Origin of the sequence: Streptomyces sp. NPDC001852, from assembly GCF_042891825.1 — a bacterium.
In the GTDB taxonomy this organism is placed as follows: Bacteria; Actinomycetota; Actinomycetes; order Streptomycetales; family Streptomycetaceae; genus Streptomyces.
Window position 1 is genome coordinate 258,495 of the sequence record NZ_JBIATN010000014.1, and the last position, 20,427, is coordinate 278,921.

Sequence of the window (20,427 nt, forward strand, 5' to 3'; positions counted from 1 at the left end):
GTTTCACGTGAAACACACCTCGATCCCGGCGGTCGCCCACGGTAGGTCCAGCAGCTCGGCCTCCTCCCCCTGCCGGGCTCCGCCGGGCGGTACGACCGCCAGCGCATCGGCGGCGGCGATGCCGCGGAGCATGGCCGGACCGTTGTAGTGCAGCGGTACCGCGCGGTCACCGCGCAGCACCACGGGGATCAGCCGGGTGTCGTACGGATGGCCCTGGACCGCCTCGCTGAGCGGCAGCGTGTACGGCTCGGGGGCCGGATGTGCGGCCAGAGTGCGCAACAGCGGCTCGGCGAGTGTGAGCAGGCCGGAAATGGCTGCGAGGGGGTTGCCGGGCAGGCCGACGAGGTGCTGGGCGTCCTTGGTGCGGGCCAGCAGCATGGGGTGGCCGGGCCGTACCTTGACGCCGTCGACGAGGAGCTCGGCGTCGATGCGTTCCAGGACGGGGTGCACGTGGTCGACGGGACCGCCGGCGGTACCGCCCGTGGTGACGATCAGGTCGGCCTCGGAGCCGGTGACAGCCCGGAGCAGGGCCTTGGCGTCGTCACCGATCCGGCGCACCTTGATGACCTCGGCGCCGAGCGCGCGCAGCCACGGCGGCAGCATCGGGCCGAGCGCGTCCCGGATCAGCCCGTCACGCGGCAGTCCCTCGGCCAGCAGCTCGTCACCGAGCACGAGGACCTCGGCACGGGGCCGCGGTACGGCGGTGACGGCGTCGTATCCGGCCGCCGCGGCGAGCCCCAGGACGCCGGGGGTGACCCGGGTGCCGACGGGCAGCAACTGGTCGCCGCTGCGGCACTCCTGGCCGCGCGGGCGGATGTCCTGGCCATGGACGATCTCCCGCGTGGCGTGCAGCCGCCCCTGTGCGTCGGTGCGGCCGTGTTCGCTGCGCAGGACGGCGGTGGTGTCGGCCGGGATGCGGGCGCCCGTGGCGATCCGGACCGCCTCGCCGTCGGTGAGCGGCTCGGGCTGGGCATGCCCGGCGAGCACACCCTCATCACGCACCTCCCAGGGGCCAGGTCCGGCGACCGCCCAGCCGTCCATCGCGGAGGTGTCGAAGGAGGGCAGGTCGGTCAGCGCGTCCAGCGGGGCGGCCAGGACCAGGCCGAGGGCGTCGCCGAGAGGCACGGAGACGGGGGCGCGGCGGGTCCGTGCTCGCGCGGCGCGAGCGGCGGTCTCGCGGGCCTCGGCCCACGGCGTGGCCCGGTGCCGCTCCCCCTGTGCTTCCGCCGCCGGAGCGGGAACCTGGCCCTCACGGTCGTCCTTGGCTTCCCTCACGAGGGCCAGGGCCTCCTCGACGTCGAGGTCGTCGCTGTCCTCCGCGGGCGCTCCCGCCCGGGTTCCGGGGGCGGTCATCCGGCGTCCGGGGCGCTCGGCCCCCCGCTGTTCCCGTTCCCGCCCCCGCCGTTGTCCTTCCCGCGCCCGTCGTTCTCTTCCTCCCAGCGCAGCGCGAGCGCGGCCGCCTTGCGGGCTGCGTCGGCGACCGCGTCGGGGCCGCCCTTGCCTTGGGCCGCGGCATAGCCGACGAGGAAGGTGGTCAGCGGGGCGGCGGGGCGGGCCACGCCGTGCGCGGCGTCACGGGCCAGGTCGAGCAGGACGCCGGTGTCGACGTCCAGGTCGATGCCCAGCTCGTCCTTGACTGCGGAGATCCATTCATCCAACACGTGACCATGCTCCCTGATGCGTGCCCTGGCGTTGACGAGGTCGTCCCAGGTGTCGCAGTCGAAGGACGCGAGCGGGTCCGGGACGCGGGTGAGGCTGAGGGCGCCGGTCAGCCGGCGCAGGGGCAGTCCGGTCAGGCCGTCGGGTCCGGCCGTGAGGGCGGCCAGCTCGCGGCGGAGCGCGGCGGTGCGATAGGCGGCCACAAGCGGCTGGTCACGGCCGTCGGCGTCGGTGAGCAGCGCCCCTTCGGCGCCGGTGTCGCCCAGGGCGGTCAGCAGCTGCCGCAGCGTGGCCGGTGTGAGGAAGGGCAGGTCGGCGGAGAGGACGACCGCGTGCTCGGCTGTGGTGAGCCGCAGACCGGCTTCCAGCGCGGCGACCGGTCCGGCGCCGGGCGGCTCCTCGCGCGCCCAGCGCACCGGCCGCGCCGTGGGCCGCCGGTCGGCCACCACGACGGTCGTCCCGGCGTCCGCGCAGGCCGCGAGTACCCGGTCGAGCAGCGCCCGGCCCCCGACCCGCAGACCGGGCTTGTCGGCCCCGCCGAGCCGCCGGGCGGCGCCGCCGGCCAGCACGACGGCGTCGTACAGCACGGGCGTCCCGGGAGCGGCGGGGGCGTTGTCGGTCACCCCCCGAGTATGTCCCGAGGGGCCCCGCTCGTGTCTTCCGCGGGGCCCTCCTTCCGGGCCCCGCGTGCGTCACAGGGTGCGCAGGAGCACCGCCGGCTGTTCCACGCAGTCCGCGACGTACCGCAGGAAGCCGCCCGCCGTGCCGCCGTCGCACACCCGGTGGTCGAAGGTGAGCGAGAGTTGCACGACCTGACGCACGGCCAGCTCGCCTTCGTGCACCCAGGGCTTGGGGACGATCCGGCCGACGCCGAGCATGGCCGCCTCGGGGTGGTTGATGATCGGCGTGGAGCCGTCGACGCCGAAGATGCCGTAGTTGTTCAACGTGAAGGTCCCGCCCGTGAGTTCCCCGGGCGTGAGTGTCCCGGTGCGGGCGGCCTCGGTGAGGCGGGCGAACTCGGCGGTCAGCGCCTCGGCGTCGCGCGCGTGGGCGTCCCGGACGACCGGCACAACGAGCCCGCGTTCGGTCTGCGCGGCGAACCCGAGGTGGACCTGGTCGAGCTGGACGATCTCGCGGGCCTCGGTGTCGACGTAGGAGTTGAGCTCCGGGAACCGGGCGAGCGCTGCCGTGCAGATGCGGGCGAGCAGCGCGAGCAGGGAGATCTTCGGCCCGCCGGCCGCGTTCATCGCTGCTCGCGCGCGCATGAGCTCGGTCGCGTCGGCATCGACCCAGCAGGTCGCGTCCGGGATCTCCCGGCGACTGCGGGAGAGCTTGTCGGCGACCGCGCCGCGCACGCCCTTCAAGGGGATGCGGGTGCCTGCGGCGCGCGTGGCCGAAACGGCGGCGGATGCCGACGGGGCAGCGGCGGGGGCCGCCGCGGCGGGCGCCTCGGCCGTACGGCTGCCGACGGCCGCCATGGCCCGCAGGGCGTCCTCGACGTCCGCGCGCAGGATCAAGCCGTCCGGGCCCGAGCCGGCCAGCTGCCGCAGGTTCACACCGCCCTCGCGGGCCAGTCGGCGGACCAGGGGGGAGATCACGGGGACCGGCCCCTCGGCGTGGAGCGCGTCCACGCGCGCCTGGGCCGTGCCGGTGGGCGCCGTACCGTTGTGGGCGGCTGTTCCGTCCGCTCGCGCCGCCCCGGAGGCCGCGGCCGGACTCCGCCGCCCGTCCGGGCCCATGCCGGAGGACGCGCCGCTGGTCCGGGCGCCGTCCGCGCCGGTGCTGCCGTTCGCGGCACCCGTCGCCAACGGCGTGGGGCGCACCCTCCGGCGCCGGACCGGGGCTTCCGAAGTGCCGTATCCGACCAGGACGTTGCCCGACCCCTCGCTGTCCCCCGCCGGGGCCTGCGGTCCCACCGCCACCGTCAGCAGCGGCGCGCCGACCGGCAGTTCGGTGCCCTCCTCGCCGAAGCGGGCGGTCACCACACCGCCGTACGGGCAGGGCACCTCGACCATCGCCTTGGCCGTCTCGACCTCGACGACCGGCTGGTCGACGGCGACGACGTCACCGACCTGGACCAGCCAGCGGACGATCTCCGCCTCGGTGAGTCCCTCACCGAGGTCGGGGAGCTTGAACTCCAGCACCTGTGCCATCAGCCCTGGGCCTCCCACTGCAGCCGGGCCACGGCGTCCAGGATGCGGTCGACGCCGGGCAGGTGGTGCCGCTCCAGCATGGGCGGCGGGTAGGGGATGTCGAAGCCGGCCACGCGCAGCACCGGCGCCTCCAGGTGGTGAAAGCAGCGCTCGGTGATCCGGGCCGCGATCTCGCCGCCCGGCCCGCCGAACCCGGTGGACTCGTGCACGACGACCGCGCGTCCGGTGCGCCGTACCGCAGCGCAGACCGTCTCGTCGTCGAACGGCACCAGCGAGCGCAGGTCGATCACCTCCAGCTCCCAGCCCTCGGCCTGCGCGGCCTCGGCGGCCTCCAGGCAGACCGGCAGGGAGGGACCGTAGGTGATCAGCGTGGCGCTGCGGCCCGGCCGGCGCACCACCGCGCGGCCGATGGGCTCCACGTCCGTGGGGTGCTCGGGGTTCCAGGAGTCCTTCGACCAGTACAGCCGCTTGGGCTCCAGGAAGACGACCGGGTCGTCGGAGGCGATGGCCTGGCGCAGCAGGCCGTAGGCGTCGGCGACGGTCGCCGGCGTGACCACGTGCAGTCCCGGCGTGGCCATGTAGTAGGCCTCGGAGGAGTCGCTGTGGTGCTCGACGCCGCCGATGCCGCCGCCGTAGGGGACGCGGACGGTGATGGGCAGGGGCATCCGGCCGCGCGTGCGGTTGCGCATCCGCGAGACATGGCTGATGAGCTGCTCGAACGCCGGGTAGGCGAAGGCGTCGAACTGCATCTCCACCACCGGACGCAGGCCGTACATGGCCATGCCGACGGCGGTGCCGAGGATGCCGGCCTCGGCGAGCGGGGTGTCGGTGCAGCGGTCCTCGCCGAACTCCTTGGCGAGGCCGTCGGTGACCCGGAAGACCCCGCCGAGGGTGCCGACGTCCTCGCCCATGACGTGCACGCTCGGGTCGGCGGCCATCGCGTCGCGCATCGCGCGCGTGAGAGCCTGCGCCATGGTGGCGGGCTTGACGGCGACGGTGGTCATCGGACGCCGCCTTCCTGCTCGCCGTGCTGCTCCTGCTCGGCTTCCAGCTCGGCCCTGAGGAGGGCGCGCTGTTCGCGGAGCTGGGCGGTGGTCTCGGCGTAGACGTGGTCGAAGAGGGCCATGGGTTCCAGTTCGGGGTCGCGGTTCATGCGTTCACGCAAGGAGGCGGCCATCGCTTCGGCGTCCTTCCTGGCAGCCTCCATGCCGGCCTCGTCGAGCAGGCCGCGGGCGGTCAGCTCCTGCTCCAGCAGCTCGATCGGGTCGTGGGCGCGCCAGGCCTCCACCTCGGCGTCACCGCGGTAGCGGGTGGCGTCGTCGGCGTTGGTGTGGGCGTCGATCCGGTAGGTCACCGCTTCCACGAGGGTCGGTCCGCCGCCCGCGCGCGCGTGCCGTACGGCGTCGCTGAGGACCTCGTGGACGGCCACCGCGTCATTGCCGTCGACCAGCCGGCCCGGCATGCCGTACCCGACGGCCTTGTGGGCCAGGGAGGGCGCGGCCGTCTGCTTGGCCAGCGGGACGGAGATGGCGAAGCCGTTGTTCTGCACGAGGAAGACGACCGGCGCCTGCCAGACGGCGGCGAAGTTCAGCGCCTCGTGGAAGTCGCCCTCGCTGGTGCCGCCGTCGCCGACCAGGGCGAGCGCGACGACGTCGTCGCCCTTGATGCGGGCGGCGTGTGCGAGGCCGACGGCGTGCGGCAGCTGGGTGGCCAGAGGGGTGCTGAGGGGGGCGACCCGGTGGGCGTAGGGGTCGTAGCCGCTGTGCCAGTCGCCGCGCAGCAGGGTGAGTGCCTCGACGGGGTCCACGCCCCGGGCGACGACGGCGAGGGTGTCGCGGTAGCTGGGGAAGAGCCAGTCCCGCTCTTCGAGGGCCAGGGCGGCGGCGACCTCGCAGGCCTCCTGGCCGGTGCTGGAGGGGTAGACGGCGAGGCGGCCCTGCTTGGTGAGCGCGGTGGCCTGCGTGTTGTAGCGGCGGCCGCGCACCAGCTGGGCGTAGAGCCGGCGCAGCAGGTCCGGGTCGGCCTTGGCGGCCGCCTCGGTGCCGAGGACGCGGTAGGGCTCGGCGTCGGGCAGCAGCGGCGCGGGGTCCATACGGGGCTGCCAGGCGGGCGGCGGGGATGGCCGGTAAGCGCCCCGCTGCTCCATGACCGTCATGACGGCACCTCCTCGTGGGAGCGGCTACGGGAGGCGCGTCGACTGTGAAGCGCCTCACCAACCGATTGTTCGGTCGTCGGCACATTTTGGCTACAGGCGCCTCCAGGCTGTGGACAAACGGTTCTCCACAGCCTGGAATGAACGCAGGACGTCCACGTCGAGGGAGCGGGGGGCAATGGCATCTGAACAAATGGCCGACGGACCGCAGGACGGCCCCGCGCTCGCGCCCCCACGCCCGCTGGACGGCGCCCAGCTGCCGCCGCCGCGTCCGCTCGACGCCATCGATCAGGACATCCTGAAGATCCTCCAGGCGGACGGCCGCGCCTCGATACGGTCCGTCGCCGAACGCGTCCACGTCTCGCGCGCCAACGCCTACGCGCGCATCAACCGGCTCGTCGAGGACGGGGTGATCCGGGGCTTCAGCGCGCGCGTGGACCACGAGCGGGCGGGGCACGGCACATCGGCGTACGTCACGCTGAAGATCGTGCAGAACACCTGGCGCACGGTCCGTGAACAGCTCAGGCAGCTGCCCGGCGCCTCCCACATCGCGCTGGTGGGCGGCGACTTCGACGTGCTGCTGCTGGTGCACACGCCCGACAACCGGGCGCTGCGCGAGCTGGTCCTCACCCGGCTCCAGGCGATCCCCGAGGTGCTCAGCACCCGCACGCTGCTGGTGTTCGAGGAGGAGGACCTGGAGCCGGAGGCGTAAGGAGAGGGGTGTGCCGGAGGCGTAAGGAGAGGGGTGAGCCGGAGGCGTAAGGAGAGGGGTGAGCCGGAGGCGTAGGAGAGGGGTGTGCCGGAGGCGTGAGCTAGGCGTCCTTGCGCAGTCCCGTGAAGACCAGCCTGGCCACCGCGTCGGCGACCTCGCGCTCGCCGGCGCCCCGCGGGTCCGGCCGGTACCACTCCACGATCGAGTTGATCATTCCGAAGACCAGCCGGGTGGCCAGTCTGACCTCGACGTCGCCGCGTACGTCCCCGTCGGCCGCCGCCGCCTTCAGCAGTTCCGCGACCCGGTGGTCGAAGTCGCGCCGCCGCTCCAGCGCCCACCGCTCGGTGGCGGTGTTGCCGCGCACCCGCAGCAGCAGCGTCACGTACGGCAGCTCGCCCATGAGCACCTCGACCATGCGCCGTACGACGTGTTCCAGCCGGTCGACGGGCCGCCCCACGCGCGCGTGCTCCTCGTCCAGGATGGCGAACAGGCCGTCCAGGGCGCGGCTGACGGCCCGGCGCAGCAGTTCCTCCTTGCCTCTGACGTGGTGGTAGATCGACGACTTGGAGATCCCGGCCGCCTTGGACAGGTGCTCCATGGAGGTGCCGTCGTATCCGCGCTCGTTGAACACCTGGACGGCCACGGAAAGCAGCGTCTCGGGGGTGTAGGTGTCGCGCTTGGCCGTGGTCATGACCGGCCCTCCCGCTTGTCGTCGATGGCGTACGCGTGGCGGTAGAGGGCGAGGGAGGGCGCGTAGCGTCCCGAGGGGTCGCGCTCGTGCATCTCGTCCAGGACGTCGAAGGCGAACTCGCGGCCGAGCCTGCGGTCCCACTCGAACGGGCCGAGGGGATAGTTCACCCCGAGGCGCATCGCCGTGTCGATGTCCTCCTGGGTGGCGACGCCCTTGGCGACGGCGTCGTGCGCGAGGTCGATGATCCGGGCGACCGTGCGCGCGACGATCATGCCGGGCACGTCGCCGATGACGCTGACGTCCTTGCCGAGGGCCTGGAAGAGGCCGGTGGCCTCGGCGAGGGTCTGCGGCGAGGTGTCCTTGGAGGCGGACAGGGCGACGCGGGTGGCGGTGCGGTAGTCGAGGGCGAGGTCGAAGTAGACGACGTCGCGGAACTCCACGGAGGTCTGGCCGTCGGCGAGCACCAGCTGGCCGCCGCTGGGCAGCACCAGGCGGGTGCCGTTGTCCTCGTCCTCCTCGCGGACCTGGATGCCCGCCTCGCGGATCAGCGCGAGCAGCTCGGCCGCGGGGCCGAGACCGCCCTCGGCGACGACGTGGGCGGGCGGCTGCTCCTTGTCGGCGGTGTGCGGCTCGGGCCGCTCGGCGTCCCCGGTGTGGTCGTACCAGCCGTGCCCCGTCTTGCGGCCGAGCCGGCCGGACTCCACCAGCCGGCGCTGGGCCAGGGAGGGGGTGAAGCGCACGTCCTGGAAGAAGGACTGCCACACCGAGTGGGTGACGGACTCGTTGACGTCCTGCCCGATCAGGTCGGTCAGCTCGAAGGCACCCATCCTGAACCCGCCGGACTCGCGCAGGACCGCGTCGATGGTGGCCGGGTCGGCGGCCTGGGCCTCGTAGACGGCGAAGGCCTCGGCGTAGAACGGCCGGGCGATCCGGTTGACGATGAAACCCGGGGTGTCGGCGCAGGCCACCGGGGTCTTGCCCCAGGCGCGGGCGGTCTCGTACGCGCGCGTGGCCGACGTGACGTCGGTCGCGAACCCGGAGACGACCTCGACCAGGGGCATCAGCGGGGCCGGATTGAAGAAGTGCAGGCCCACGAAGCGGCCGGGCCGGCGCAGGGCACCGCCGATGGCCGTCACCGACAGCGAGGACGTGTTGGTGGCGAGCAGGCAGTCCTCGGCGACGATGTCCTCCAACTCGCCGAAGAGCTGCTGTTTGACGTCCAGCCGCTCCAGGACGGCCTCGACGACCAGCGTGCAGTCCGCCAGCTCCGCAAGGCTCTGCGCGGGCTTGAGGCGGGCACGGGCCGCGTCCCGGTCGGCGGCGGCGAGCCGGCCCTTCTCCACGAGCCGGTCGAGGCGGGCGCCGATCGCCGCGGCCGCGTCCCGGGCACGCCCGGCGACGGTGTCGTACAGCCGCACGGGGTGGCCGGCGACCAGAGCGACCTGGGCGATGCCCTGGCCCATGGTGCCGGTGCCGACGACGGCCACAGGGCTGCTGAGGTCGAGTGCTGTCATGTGCGCGATCCTCCCGCACGGCGTTTTCCACAGATGCGGCAGGCCCCCTTGTCCCGACCGATCGTTCGGTTACTCTAGCTCTGACCGCCCGATCCCGCTGCTCTTTCCGCCAGGTCGACGAACTCGACGAAGAGTTCCACAGACGAGGAGTTGGTCCCGCATGGCCACCGCCGAACTGACCACCGACGAGCTGATCGCCAAGCACCGGCCCACCCTTGACCAGGCGCTGGAAGCGATCCGCACACGCGCGTACTGGTCCCCGCACCCCGAGCATCCGAAGGCCTACGGCGAGAACGGCAGCCTGGACGCGGCGACGGGCAAGGCCGCCTTCGACGCCCTGCTGGGCAACCGCCTCGACTTCACCGACCAGCCGGGCACCGACGACTGGGTGGGCGGCGAGGTCTCCCCGTACGGCATCGAGCTGGGCGTGACCTACCCGCACGCGGACATCGACGTACTGCTGCCGGCGATGAAGGCCGGGCAGCGCGCCTGGCGGGAGGCGGGTCCGGAGATCCGGGCCATGGTCTGCCTGGAGATCCTCAAGCGCATCAGTGACCGCACGCACCAGTTCGCGCACGCCGTCATGCACACCAGCGGCCAGGCCTTCATGATGGCGTTCCAGGCCGGCGGCCCGCACGCCCAGGACCGCGGCCTGGAAGCGGTGGCGTACGCGTACGCGGAGCAGATCCGCACGCCCGAGACGGCCGAGTGGACCAAGCCGCAGGGCAAGCGTGACCCACTGGCCCTCACCAAGCAGTTCACGCCGGTCCCGCGGGGCCTCGCCCTGCTCATCGGCTGCAACACCTTCCCGACGTGGAACGGCTATCCGGGCCTGTTCGCCTCCCTCGCCACCGGCAACGCGGTCCTGGTCAAGCCCCACCCGCGCGCGGTGCTGCCGCTCGCGCTCACCGTGCAGATCGCGCGCCAGGTGCTCACCGAGACGGGCTTCGACCCGAACCTGGTGGCACTGGCCGCCGAGCGCCCCGGCGAAGGCATCGCCAAGACCCTCGCCACCCGCCCCGAGGTCCGGATCATCGACTACACCGGGTCGACGGCCTTCGGTGACTGGCTGGAGGCCCATGCCCGCCAGGCGCAGGTCTACACCGAGAAGGCCGGCGTCAACACGGTGATCGTGCACTCCACCGGCGACTACAAGGGCATGCTGTCCAACCTGGCGTTCTCCCTGTCCCTGTACAGCGGCCAGATGTGCACCACCCCGCAGAACCTGCTCATCCCCCGGGACGGCATCCGCACCGACGAGGGCCCGAAGACCTTCGACGAGGTCACCGCCGACCTCGCCCGCGCGGTCGACGGCCTCCTCGGCGACGACGCCCGAGCGAACGCCCTGCTGGGCGCGATCGTCAACCCGGACGTCAAGGCGCGTCTGGAAGCCGCCGCCGGCCTCGGCGAAGTGGCCCTCGCCTCACGGGAGATCAGCAACCCGGACTTCCCGGGCGCGGTCGTGCGCACCCCGGTCATCGTCAAGCTGGACGGCGCCAAGCCGGACGACGAGGCCGCCTACATGAGCGAGTGCTTCGGCCCCGTCTCCTTCGCCGTCGCGGTCGACTCGGTGAACGACGCGGTGGAGCTGCTGCGCCGCACGGTCCGCGAGAAGGGCGCGATGACGGTCGGCGCCTACACCACCGACGGCGAGGTGGAGCGGGCCGTCGAGGAGGTGTGCCTGGAGGAGGCGGCCCAGCTGTCGCTCAACCTGACCGGCGGGGTGTTCGTGAACCAGACCGCCGCGTTCTCCGACTTCCACGGCTCCGGCGGCAACCCGGCAGCCAACGCCGCGCTGTGCGACGGGGCGTTCGTCGCCAACCGGTTCCGGGTGGTCGAGGTGCGCCGGGAGGCCTAGGAAGCCGCAAGCGCGCCCCCGGTCGCGCTCCAGTGGTACAGCGTCATCGCCACGCTGGTGGCGAGGTTGTAGCTGGAGACCTGGGGGCGCATCGGCAGCCGCAGCAGCTGGTCGGCACGCGCGCGCAGCTCGGCCGACAGCCCGCTGCGCTCGGAGCCGAAGGCGAGAACGGCGTCGTCCGGAAGCTGCACGTCCCGGATGTCGTCGCCCTCGGGGTCCAGCGCGAACACCGGCCCCGGGGGCAGCTCGTCGACGCCCAGCCGCTCCACGGCCGTCGCGAAGTGCAGGCCGGCGCCGCCGCGCACCACCGTGGGATGCCAGGGGTCGAGGGTGCCCGTGGTGATCACACCGGTCGCCCCGAAACCGGCGGCCAGCCGGATCACGGCACCGGCGTTGCCCAGGTTGCGCGGGTTGTCCAGCACGACGACGGGCGCGCTGCGGGGCATCTGCGCGAGCCTGCGCAGGTTGGCCTCACGGGACGGCCGTACGGCGAGCGCGGCCACGCCGGTCGGGTGGGGCCGCGGCACGAGCGAGGCGTACGTCGGCGCGGACACCTGCCACAGCAACGCATCGAGCGCGTCGCGCACGTCCCCGGCCAGTTCCTCGGCGAGAGCGAGCGCCGCCTGCCGGTCGGTGGTGACCGCCACCGGGATCTCGGCCCCGAAGCGCAGCGCGTGCTTGAGGGCGTGGAAGCCGTCGAGCAGCACGGCGCCATCGGCGTACTCGCGCCAGCGGGTCAGCGGGTCGGTCATGCGCCAGGCCCTCCCCCACGCTCGGCCACGCTCGCGCGGGGGGACCCCCATCGGCCCTGCGTGCTCTCCGCGGAGCTCTCTTCAGGGGCGCGGGGCGCGGGCACCGTAAGAGCGTCATGCCGGACGAGCCGCCCACGCGCGCGTGCCACCAGCGCACCCGCCCGGCGCAGGAACGCCGTCGGCAGGAAGACCGCGTCCGCGGTGATCATCGCCATCGAGAAGAACGGCAGTCCGAGCACGACCGCGATCACCGCGTGCTCGGTCATCATCAGCACCAGCAGGACGTTCTTCACCCGCCGGTTGAACAGGGTGAACGGGAAGGCGACCTGCACCATGACCGTGCCGTAGGCGACGACCGTCATGATCGTGCCGCTGGAGGACATCAGGTCGGCGAGGCCGGGCCAGGGCGAGAAGTAGTCCAGGTGGAGCGGGTAGTAGACGGCGGTGCCGTCCTGCCAGCGCGAGCCCTGGATCTTGTACCAGCCGGCCGTCGCGTAGATCAGACACGCCTCCGCCATGATCACGAACAGGGCGCCGTTGTGCAGGACGTTGGCGACGACGTCCAGCAGGATCCGCGGCTGCTGCGACTTCGCCCAGCGGCCGACGGCCCACCACAGGCCGAGCACCACCCAGGCCGTCCACAGCAGCGCGGGGATCAGCCAGCCGTTGTCGAACCGGCCGGTGAACGTCGCCATGAGCAGCGCCAGGCCGAACACCGCCCACAGGACCGCCCCGACCCGGTCGACGGGGATCCGTTCCCCACGCGCGCGTGCCGCGCGCCGCGCGTCCAGGGACCACACCTGTGCGCAGCGCGTGAACACGAGGTAGAAGGACATCAGGTGCAGAACGTTGTCGCCGCCGTCACCCACGAAGACGCTGCGGTTCTGCAGCGACAGCACGCCCACCATGAACAGCACGGACGCCGTCCGGGTGCGCCAGCCGAGCATCAGCGCCGCGCTGGCGAGTATCGCCATCAGGTAGAAGCACTCGAACCACAGCTGTCCGTCGGACCACAGCAGGGCCGTGAAGGCGTGGTTGTCGGCGGCCAGCTCCTTGGCGAGGTTCCAGCCCCAGGGCCCGGCCGGGCCGTACAGCTCCTGGCGGTGCGGGAACTCGCGCAGCAGGAACAGCAGCCAGGTGCCGGCGAACCCGATGCGGATCACCGCGCTCTGGTACGGCCCGAGAGCCGACTCGGTGACTTTGGCGATACCGCGCGAGAGAGTCAGGGAGAGCCTGTTCACCGCACACCTCCCGCTGCCTCGTCGGCCGTCACGGTCCACCAGGGGAGCACGCGGTAGACGGGCTTGTCGGACACGCGCTCACGACTCCACTCGGGCGGCTGCACATTGGTGGTGCTGGACCGGATCTGCACGCGCTGGATGACGCCGTCGCGGTCGGCCGGATAGGTCCGGTACAGGCGCATCACCACGATCCGGCGCAGGTACTGCTCGGAGAGGGAGCCGCGCATGCCCACGCCTCGGTTGTCGGCGCTGTGGGTGGCGGTGAAGAAGTCCCAGGCGCGGCGGAGCTCGTTCTGCTGGGTGTGGCTCGGCACGAGGTTGCCGTCGATGGCGGCGCCGTCCTGGGCGGAGAGGTCGGTCCACCCGGTGGTGCGCAGCCCGCCGTCCTTCACGCGCACCACGGCCCGCACCTGGACGGCGATGTTCTGCTGCAGCGGGTTGGGCGCGAACAGCTTCCAGTTCTGCTCGAACTCCGGGTACACCCATTCCTCGACGGCCTTGCCGTGCTGCTTGGTCACGGTGTTCGTGGGGGCGAGGCTGAGGAACACCATCACCAGATGCACACAGGCGGCGACACCGACCACCGCGAGCGCCAGCGCCGCGGCGACCTGGTAGCCGGGGGAGAGGGCGGCCACGCCGGTACGGGGCGCGGTGGGCGGCACCGCGGCGGCGGCCCCGTCGTCCATGAAACCCGCACCGCGGGCCGCAGCCGCGCCCGCCCGGGAACCGGCGCCCGCCCGGGAACCCGCGTCGGCCCGCGGATCCCTGCCCGCCTCGGAATCGGCGTCGGCCCGGCCGTCCACATCGGCCGGGCGGCCGACGCCGGCCCGGGACTCCATGCCGGTCGAGGGGTCCACGTCGCTCGAGGAGCCCACATCGGTGGGGGAGCCCTCCGGCAGACGCGCCCGGGCCGACCCGCCGGGGTCGGGTCGGGCCCCCGGATCCTCGTCGTACGCGTCCATTCCGCCCCGTCCCCCGTTTCGGTCAAGTCGTTCGGTCCAGTGGTCCAGCTCAGTGATGCGGCGCCCGCCACGAGTGCCCCACCGTCCACGTACGCCACTCGGCGTCAGCACGGAACGGTACTCAGCCCCGGCCGCCCGGCGCAGCCCCGGGTACGGGCCACGGCCGTGGTCCTCGCCACGCGGCACGGCCCGACACTCCGCCCTACCGGAGCTCCAGCCCGTTGTCCACAGGCTGCCCGCCGGAGTTTTCCACAGCGGTTGACACCCCACGGCGCCCCGGCACACCATTGACTACGCACGGACCGAACGATCGGTCGGGACAATTCACCGCAGAGCCCGAAGTCAGGGGGAGCGCATGGCCACAGCAGCCGCGCAGCGCACGGCCCGCACACAGGCGGACGGCGCACCGGACACCGCCGGCACGGCGGCCTACCAGCACGCCTTCGACGCGGCCGTGGCCGCCGACGAACGCATCGAACCGCGCGACTGGATGCCCGACGCCTACCGCGCCACCCTGGTCCGGCAGATCGCCCAGCACGCGCACTCCGAGATCATCGGCATGCAGCCGGAGGCCAACTGGATCACCCGCGCACCCTCCCTGCGCCGCAAGGCGATCCTCATGGCCAAGGTCCAGGACGAGGCCGGCCACGGCCTGTATCTGTACAGCGCGGCCGAGACCCTCGGCACCAGCCGCGACGAACTGCTCGACAAGCTCCACAACGGCCGCCAGAAGTACTCCTCGATCTTCAACTACCCGACCCTGACCTGGGCCGACGTCGGCGCGATCGGCTGGCTCGTGGACGGCGCCGCCATCACCAACCAGGTCCCGCTGTGCCGCTGCTCCTACGGCCCCTACGCCCGCGCGATGGTGCGGATCTGCAAGGAGGAGTCCTTCCACCAGCGTCAGGGCTACGAACTGCTGCTGGCCCTCAGCAAGGGCACACCCGAGCAGCACGCGATGGCGCAGGACGCGGTCAACCGCTGGTGGTGGCCCTCGCTGATGATGTTCGGCCCGCCCGACGACGAGTCCCAGCACTCCGCGCAGTCGATGGAGTGGAAGATCAAGCGTCACTCCAACGACGAGCTGCGCCAGCGCTTCATCGACATCTGCGTCCCCCAGGCCGAGTCCCTCGGCCTCACCCTCCCCGACGCCGACCTGCGGTGGAACGAGGAACGCGGGCACTACGACTCCGGCCCGATCGACTGGACCGAGTTCTGGGACGTCCTCAAGGGCAACGGCCCGTGCAACGAACAGCGGATCACCCAGCGCAGGCGCGCCCACGACGAGGGCGCATGGGTACGGGAAGCGGCCGCCGCCCACGCGGCCAAGCACAACCGCGTCACCGGCGACACCACCGGCAGCAGCGCGACGGCACACGAGACAGGCCACGAGACAGAAGCGGAGCGAGCATGAGCACCACCGACTGGCCCCTGTGGGAGGTCTTCGTGCGCTCCCGGCGCGGCCTCTCCCACACCCACGCCGGCAGCCTGCACGCCCCCGACGCGGAGCTCGCCCTGCGCAACGCCCGCGACCTGTACACCCGCCGAGGCGAGGGCGTGTCGATCTGGGTCGTCCCGGCCACCGCCATCACCGCGTCCTCGCCGGACGAGAAGGACCCCTTCTTCGAGCCGGCCGCCGACAAGCCCTACCGGCACCCGACCTTCTACGAGATCCCGGAAGGAGTGAAGCACCTGTGACCGCCACCGTCCCGGTGACCGCCGCCCTCGCCCTCGGCGACGACGCCCTGGTGCTCTCCCACCGCCTGGGGGAGTGGGCCGGGCACGCCCCCGTCCTGGAGGAGGAGGTCGCCCTCGCCAACATCGCCCTCGACCTGCTCGGCCAGGCCCGGATGCTGCTGTCCATGGCCGGCGACGAGGACGAACTGGCCTACCTACGTGAGGAGCGGGCCTTCCGCAACCTCCAGCTGGTCGAGCAGCCGAACGGCGACTTCGCCCACACCATCGCCCGCCAGCTGTACTTCTCCACCTACCAGCACCTCCTCCACGGCGAACTGGCCACCGGAGACGGCCCGTTCGCCCCGCTCGCCGCGAAGGCGGTCAAGGAGGTCGCCTACCACCGCGACCACGCCGAGCAGTGGACCCTGCGGCTCGGGGACGGCACGCAGACGAGCCACGAGCGGATGCAGCGCGCCTGCGACGCACTGTGGCGGTACACCGGCGAACTCTTCCAGCCGGTGGAAGGGCTCGACGCCGACTGGCCGGCCCTGGAGACACGCTGGCTGGAGTCCGTCCAGGACATCCTCGGCCGGGCCACGCTCACCCTCCCCGAGGGACCGCGCACCGGCGCCTGGTCGGCCGGCGCAGGCCGGCAGGGCCTGCACACCGAACCCTTCGGCCGGATGCTCGCCGAGATGCAGCATCTGCACCGCAGCCACCCGGGGGCGACATGGTGACCGCCACCGCCCTGGAGACGGAACTGCTGGAGCTGGCCGGCTCGGTGCCCGATCCCGAACTGCCGGTGCTCACACTCCAGGAGCTGGGCGTGGTGCGCGCCGTGCGTCTCCACGGCCCCGGCACGGTCGAGGTCGACCTGACCCCCACCTACACCGGCTGCCCCGCCATCGAGGCCATGAGCGTGGACATCGAGAGAGTCCTGCGCGCCCACGGCATGCACGAGGTCACGGTCCGCACGGTACTCAGCCCCGCCTGGACGACCGACGACATCAGTCCCGAAGGCCGTCGCAAACTCCAGGAGTTCGGCATCGCTCCCCCGCGCGTGCGCTCCGCCCCCGGCCCCGTGCCGCTGGCCCTCGGCCCGACCCGGACCACCTCCGAGGCCACGAGCCGCACCGGCGACGCACTCACCGAGCCCGTCCGCTGCCCGCACTGCGGCTCCGCCGACACCGAGCTGCTCAGCAGGTTCTCCTCCACCGCGTGCAAGGCACTGCGCCGCTGCCTCGCCTGCCGTGAACCGTTCGACCACTTCAAGGAGTTGTGATGGCACGCTTCCACCCGCTCCCGGTGGCCCAGGTCGACCGGATCACCGACGACTCCGTCGCCCTCACCTTCACCGTCCCGCCCGAACTGCGCGAGGAGTACCGGCACGCACCCGGCCAGCACCTGGCGCTGCGCAGGCAGGTCGACGGCAGCGAGATACGGCGCACCTACTCGATCTGCTCCCCAGCGCCCGACCCGGTCGGCGCGGGCCCCGGCACCCTGCGGGTGGGCGTCCGGCTGGTCGAGGGCGGAGCCTTCTCCGCCTACGCGCTGAAGGAGATCGACGTCGGCGATGTGCTGGAGGTGATGACCCCGGCCGGCCGCTTCACCCTGGAACCGGCACCGGGGCTGTACGCGGCGGTCGTCGGCGGCAGCGGCATCACCCCGGTGCTGTCCATCGTCTCCACACTGCTGGCCCGCGAGCCGGCGGCCCGGTTCTGCCTGATACGCAGCGACCGCACGGCCGCCTCGACGATGTTCCTGGAGGAGGTCGCCGATCTGAAGGACCGCTATCCCGAGCGACTTCAGCTGGTGACCGTGCTCTCCCGCGAGGAGCAGCAGGCGGGTCTGCCGTCCGGCCGGCTCGACCGCGAGCGGCTGACCGGGCTGCTCCCCGCGCTGCTGCCGGTCGGCGAGGTCGCGGGCTGGTTCCTGTGCGGGCCGTACGGGCTGGTGCGGGGCGCCGAGCAGGCGCTGCGCGAGCTGGGCGTGGACCGGTCGCGCATCCACCAGGAGATCTTCCATGTGGACGCGGGCTCGTCCCCGGCCACCACCGCTCAGGCTCCCGCGCACAGCACGGTCACCGCCCGGCTCGACGGACGCGGCGGCACCTGGCCGGTCCGCGACGGCGAGACGCTGCTGGAGACGGTCCTGCGCAACCGCTCCGACGCCCCCTACGCCTGCAAGGGCGGCGTGTGCGGGACGTGCCGCGCCTTCCTGGTCTCCGGTGAGGTTCGCATGGACCGCAACTTCGCCCTGGAGGCGGAGGAGACGGAAGCCGGCTATGTACTGGCCTGCCAGTCGCATCCGCTGACGGAGCAGGTGGAACTGGACTTCGACCGCTGAGGGCAGCGTCAGCCGCCTCGGCGGCAGCCGACTCGGCGGGAGCCAATCCGGCGGGAGCCAATCCGGCGGGAGCCAATTCGGCGGAGGGGCCGGGTGGGGGGAGGGGGAGGGGGAGGGCCCCAGAACACCGGCAACACCGGGACCCCATGCCATTCCCTTCTCCTAGAACCTGTTCTATCTTGACGCTCCGTCAGATCACCGACCCCGTCGAAGGGACAGGCCGTGGACTTCACCTTCACCGAGGAGCAGCGGGCGGCGGCCGAGGCGGCGCGCGGGGTGTTCGCCGGCGTGGTACCGGACGCGGTGCCCAGCCCGGCGCTCACCACCGGTGCCGTGGCCGAGGACTTCGACCGGGAGCTGTGGTCCCGGCTGGCCGACGCGGACCTGCTGAGCCTGCTGCTCGACGAGGCGCACGGCGGTTCGGGTCTGGACGCGATCGCGCTGTGCCTGCTGCTGCGGGAGTCCGCCAAGGTGCTCGCCCGGGTGCCCCTGCTGGAGCACAGCGCGGCAGCGGCGGCCGTACAGGCCTACGGTGGCGCGGAGTTGGCGGACCGTGTGCTCGCGCGGGCCGGGCGGGGTGAGCTGGTGCTGACCGTCGCAGCGAACGGCCGTACCGGCCATGACCCTGCCGAACTGTCCGTCGCTGCACGACGGGACGGTGCGGTCTGGGTGCTGGACGGGGTGCAGACCGCGGTGCCGTGGGCGTACGACGCGGACCTCGTCGTCGTACCGGCGCACCTCGAGGGCACGGCCGCCGAGCGGACCGTGCTCGCGCTGGTACCGCGCGAGCAGGACGGGGTCGTGCTCGCCGAGCAGGTGTCCACCAACGGGGAGCGCCTGGCCGAGCTGCGGCTCACGTCCGTGCGGATCGCCGCGGACGACGTCATCGAGGCCGAGGGCGCCTGGGCGTGGCTGCACATGCTCCTCACCACCGGCAGCTGTGCGCTGGCGCTCGGGCTGGGCGAGCGGGTGCTGACGATGACCGCCGAGTACACCGGCAAACGGGAGCAGTTCGGGTATCCGATCGCGACCTTCCAGGCGGTGGCCGTGCAGGCCGCGGACCGGTACATCGATCTGCGGGCCATGGCGGCCACCCTCTGGCAGGCGGCCTGGCGGATCGCCTCGGGGGCGCAGGGGGCGCTGCCCGCCGCCGGGGATGTCGCGGTGGCGAAGATCTGGGCGTCGGAGGGGGTGCGCCGGGTGGTACAGACGGCACAGCATCTGCACGGCGGGTTCGGTGCCGACACCGACTACCCGCTGCACCGCTATCACGCCTGGGCCAAGCACCTGGAGCTGGCGCTCGGCCCGGCGGCGGCGCACGAGGAACGGCTCGGGGATCTGCTGGCCGCCCATCCGCTGGGCTGACCGTGCGGCCCCCTCCACCAGGGCAGCAGGGATCGGGCTACAGGACGAAGCCGGGCCGGCCGTCGTCGGTGATCACCGGGCGGCCCGCGGTCTGCCAGATCTGCATGCCGCCGTCGACGTTCACGGCGTCGATGCCCTGCTGGACCAGGTACATGGTGACCTGCGCCGAACGGCCACCGGAGCGGCAGATGACGTGCACACGGCCGTCCTGCGGTGCGGCCTCGGTCAGCTCGCCGTAGCGGGCCACGAACTCGCTGATGGGGATGTGCAACGCTCCCTCGGCGTGGCCCGCCTGCCACTCGTCGTCCTCGCGGACGTCCAGCAGGAAGTCGCCGTCCTTGAGGTCCGTGACCTCGACCGTGGGCACACCAGCTCCAAAACTCATGTCCCCGACGCTACCCGAAGAACCGCCGGGGCCGGCCGGACGAGCCGCGGCTCAGGCCTGCTCCAGCAGGGCCGCCAGCTCCGCCTCCCGCTGCGCGATGTCGGCGCGCAGCCTGGCGGCGATCTCCTCGAGCAGCCCGTCGGGATCGTCGGGGGCGAGCCGGAGCATGCCGGCGATGGCGCCCTCCTCCAGTTCGCGGGCGACGAGGGTGAGCAGTTCCTTGCGCTGGGCGAGCCATTCGAGGCGGGCGTACAGCTCCTCGGCCGGGCTCGGACGCCGCTCCGGCGGCACCGGGCCGGCCGCCCATTCCTCGGCCAGTTCCTTCAGCAGCGTCTCGTCACCGCGGGCGTAGGCCGCGTTGACGCGGGTGAGGAATTCCTCACGCCGCTGCCGCTCCTCTTCGTCCTGCACGAGGTCGGGGTGCGCCTTGCGGGCCAGCTCACGGTAGAGCTTGCGGGCCTCCTCGCTGGGCCGTATCCGCTCGGGGGGCCGTACGGCCTGGTCGGTCAGCATGGCGGCGGCCTCCGGGAACAGGCCGTGGCCGTCCATCCAACCGTGCAGCAGCTCTTCCACACCGGGGATCGGCAGGATGCGCGCGCGGGCCTCCTCGGCGCGGCGGATGTCCTCCGGGTCACCGGTGCGGGCGGCTCTGGCCTCGGCGATCTCGGCGTCCAGCACCTCGATGCGGGCGTAGAGCGGGCCGAGCCGCTGTTCGTGCAGCCGGGAGAAGTTCTCGACCTCGACGCGGAATGTCTCCACGGCGATCTCGTACTCGATCAATGCCTGCTCGGCGGCCCGTACGGCCTGCTCGAGCCGTTCCTCGGGCCGCGGCGCCTGGGACTGTTCGGCTTCCGGGGTCGTCACCCGCCCAGCGTAGCCGCTGCGCTCGGCCCGGGCCGGGATGCGGTGCCCCGCCGTGGGCTACCGGCCGTCGCCGGGCGCGGGTCCCTCGTGGGGCTA

The 20,427-nt window shown here is 72.8% G+C and carries 20 protein-coding genes; 8 read left to right on the forward strand and 12 right to left on the reverse strand.

Translation table 11 applies throughout. From position 1 onward, the window contains the following. Positions 1-3: 3 nt before the first annotated feature. From ACFYZB_RS25250 to pdhA, 5 genes are all read right to left on the reverse strand, one after another. Positions 4-1,353 carry a molybdopterin molybdotransferase MoeA gene (locus tag ACFYZB_RS25250; RefSeq protein WP_388762602.1) on the reverse strand — a complete coding sequence of 450 codons (1,350 nt, stop codon included), beginning with the start codon at positions 1,351-1,353 and terminating at the stop codon, positions 4-6. Then, positions 1,350-2,282, reverse strand: a complete 933-nt coding sequence (locus ACFYZB_RS25255) for an NTP transferase domain-containing protein (RefSeq protein WP_388762605.1) — start codon at positions 2,280-2,282, stop codon at positions 1,350-1,352. The genes ACFYZB_RS25250 and ACFYZB_RS25255 overlap by 4 nt, the downstream gene beginning before the upstream one ends. A 69-nt stretch (positions 2,283-2,351) precedes the next feature. Then, positions 2,352-3,812, reverse strand: coding sequence for a dihydrolipoamide acetyltransferase family protein (locus ACFYZB_RS25260; RefSeq protein WP_388762608.1), 1,461 nt, complete (start codon positions 3,810-3,812; stop codon positions 2,352-2,354). Next, positions 3,812-4,816 carry an alpha-ketoacid dehydrogenase subunit beta gene (locus ACFYZB_RS25265; protein WP_388762610.1) on the reverse strand — a complete coding sequence of 335 codons (1,005 nt, stop codon included), beginning with the start codon at positions 4,814-4,816 and terminating at the stop codon, positions 3,812-3,814. The genes ACFYZB_RS25260 and ACFYZB_RS25265 overlap by 1 nt, the downstream gene beginning before the upstream one ends. After that, positions 4,813-5,967 (reverse strand): pyruvate dehydrogenase (acetyl-transferring) E1 component subunit alpha, encoded by a 1,155-nt coding sequence (gene pdhA / locus ACFYZB_RS25270; RefSeq protein ID WP_388762613.1) that lies wholly within the window; start codon positions 5,965-5,967, stop codon positions 4,813-4,815. The genes ACFYZB_RS25265 and pdhA overlap by 4 nt, the downstream gene beginning before the upstream one ends. A gap of 190 nt (positions 5,968-6,157) precedes the next feature. Between pdhA and ACFYZB_RS25275 the strand changes: the two genes are divergently transcribed. After that, a complete protein-coding gene (locus ACFYZB_RS25275; protein WP_388762686.1) occupies positions 6,158-6,676 on the forward strand; it encodes an Lrp/AsnC family transcriptional regulator in 519 nt (172 codons plus the stop codon). A 100-nt stretch (positions 6,677-6,776) separates the two neighbouring features. On the opposite strand, the gene ACFYZB_RS25280 is transcribed toward ACFYZB_RS25275, so the two are convergent. Both ACFYZB_RS25280 and ACFYZB_RS25285 read right to left on the reverse strand, forming a co-directional pair. Further along, the gene (locus ACFYZB_RS25280) at positions 6,777-7,367 is read right to left on the reverse strand and encodes a TetR/AcrR family transcriptional regulator (protein WP_388762615.1); all 591 of its coding nucleotides are present in this window, start codon (positions 7,365-7,367) and stop codon (positions 6,777-6,779) included. Beyond that, positions 7,364-8,881: a 3-hydroxyacyl-CoA dehydrogenase gene (locus tag ACFYZB_RS25285; protein ID WP_351213196.1), complete on the reverse strand. Its 1,518-nt coding sequence runs from the start codon at positions 8,879-8,881 to the stop codon at positions 7,364-7,366. The genes ACFYZB_RS25280 and ACFYZB_RS25285 overlap by 4 nt, the downstream gene beginning before the upstream one ends. A 160-nt stretch (positions 8,882-9,041) precedes the next feature. Here ACFYZB_RS25285 and paaN point away from each other — a divergent pair, with 160 nt between their 5' ends. Beyond that, positions 9,042-10,739 carry a phenylacetic acid degradation protein PaaN gene (paaN, locus tag ACFYZB_RS25290; RefSeq protein WP_351213198.1) on the forward strand — a complete coding sequence of 566 codons (1,698 nt, stop codon included), beginning with the start codon at positions 9,042-9,044 and terminating at the stop codon, positions 10,737-10,739. Here the strand turns inward: paaN and ACFYZB_RS25295 are convergent. From ACFYZB_RS25295 to ACFYZB_RS25305, 3 genes are read right to left on the reverse strand one after another with little or no spacing between them, the layout of a single operon-like run. Next, positions 10,736-11,491 carry a TrmH family RNA methyltransferase gene (locus ACFYZB_RS25295; RefSeq protein ID WP_388762619.1) on the reverse strand — a complete coding sequence of 252 codons (756 nt, stop codon included), beginning with the start codon at positions 11,489-11,491 and terminating at the stop codon, positions 10,736-10,738. The genes paaN and ACFYZB_RS25295 overlap by 4 nt on opposite strands. Then, the gene (locus ACFYZB_RS25300; RefSeq protein WP_388762621.1) at positions 11,488-12,732 is read right to left on the reverse strand and encodes an HTTM domain-containing protein; all 1,245 of its coding nucleotides are present in this window, start codon (positions 12,730-12,732) and stop codon (positions 11,488-11,490) included. The genes ACFYZB_RS25295 and ACFYZB_RS25300 overlap by 4 nt, the downstream gene beginning before the upstream one ends. Continuing rightward, positions 12,729-13,694, reverse strand: coding sequence for a DUF5819 family protein (locus ACFYZB_RS25305; protein ID WP_388762624.1), 966 nt, complete (start codon positions 13,692-13,694; stop codon positions 12,729-12,731). The genes ACFYZB_RS25300 and ACFYZB_RS25305 overlap by 4 nt, the downstream gene beginning before the upstream one ends. Before the next feature lie 355 nt (positions 13,695-14,049). On the opposite strand from ACFYZB_RS25305, the gene paaA reads away from it, so the two are divergent. From paaA to ACFYZB_RS25335, 6 genes are all read left to right on the forward strand, one after another. Then, positions 14,050-15,108 carry a 1,2-phenylacetyl-CoA epoxidase subunit PaaA gene (paaA, locus tag ACFYZB_RS25310; protein ID WP_388762627.1) on the forward strand — a complete coding sequence of 353 codons (1,059 nt, stop codon included), beginning with the start codon at positions 14,050-14,052 and terminating at the stop codon, positions 15,106-15,108. Further along, positions 15,105-15,392, forward strand: a complete 288-nt coding sequence (gene paaB / locus ACFYZB_RS25315; RefSeq protein ID WP_190016117.1) for a 1,2-phenylacetyl-CoA epoxidase subunit PaaB — start codon at positions 15,105-15,107, stop codon at positions 15,390-15,392. The genes paaA and paaB overlap by 4 nt, the downstream gene beginning before the upstream one ends. After that, positions 15,389-16,108, forward strand: coding sequence for a 1,2-phenylacetyl-CoA epoxidase subunit PaaC (gene paaC, locus ACFYZB_RS25320; RefSeq protein WP_388762630.1), 720 nt, complete (start codon positions 15,389-15,391; stop codon positions 16,106-16,108). The genes paaB and paaC overlap by 4 nt, the downstream gene beginning before the upstream one ends. After that, complete coding sequence (paaD, locus tag ACFYZB_RS25325) at positions 16,102-16,653, forward strand: 1,2-phenylacetyl-CoA epoxidase subunit PaaD (protein WP_388762633.1); 552 nt, start codon at positions 16,102-16,104, stop codon at positions 16,651-16,653. Before paaC ends, paaD begins: the two co-directional genes overlap by 7 nt. Continuing rightward, a complete protein-coding gene (locus ACFYZB_RS25330; protein ID WP_388762636.1) occupies positions 16,653-17,717 on the forward strand; it encodes a 2Fe-2S iron-sulfur cluster-binding protein in 1,065 nt (354 codons plus the stop codon). Before paaD ends, ACFYZB_RS25330 begins: the two co-directional genes overlap by 1 nt. 222 nt (positions 17,718-17,939) lie before the next feature. Then, positions 17,940-19,082 (forward strand): acyl-CoA dehydrogenase family protein, encoded by a 1,143-nt coding sequence (locus ACFYZB_RS25335; protein WP_388762639.1) that lies wholly within the window; start codon positions 17,940-17,942, stop codon positions 19,080-19,082. A gap of 37 nt (positions 19,083-19,119) precedes the next feature. Here ACFYZB_RS25335 and ACFYZB_RS25340 read toward each other — a convergent pair whose 3' ends face one another. Next, positions 19,120-19,449 carry a rhodanese-like domain-containing protein gene (locus tag ACFYZB_RS25340; protein ID WP_351213232.1) on the reverse strand — a complete coding sequence of 110 codons (330 nt, stop codon included), beginning with the start codon at positions 19,447-19,449 and terminating at the stop codon, positions 19,120-19,122. A 69-nt stretch (positions 19,450-19,518) separates the two neighbouring features. Beyond that, positions 19,519-20,331 carry a hypothetical protein gene (locus ACFYZB_RS25345; RefSeq protein ID WP_388762642.1) on the reverse strand — a complete coding sequence of 271 codons (813 nt, stop codon included), beginning with the start codon at positions 20,329-20,331 and terminating at the stop codon, positions 19,519-19,521. Between the last annotated feature and the right edge of the window lie 96 nt (positions 20,332-20,427).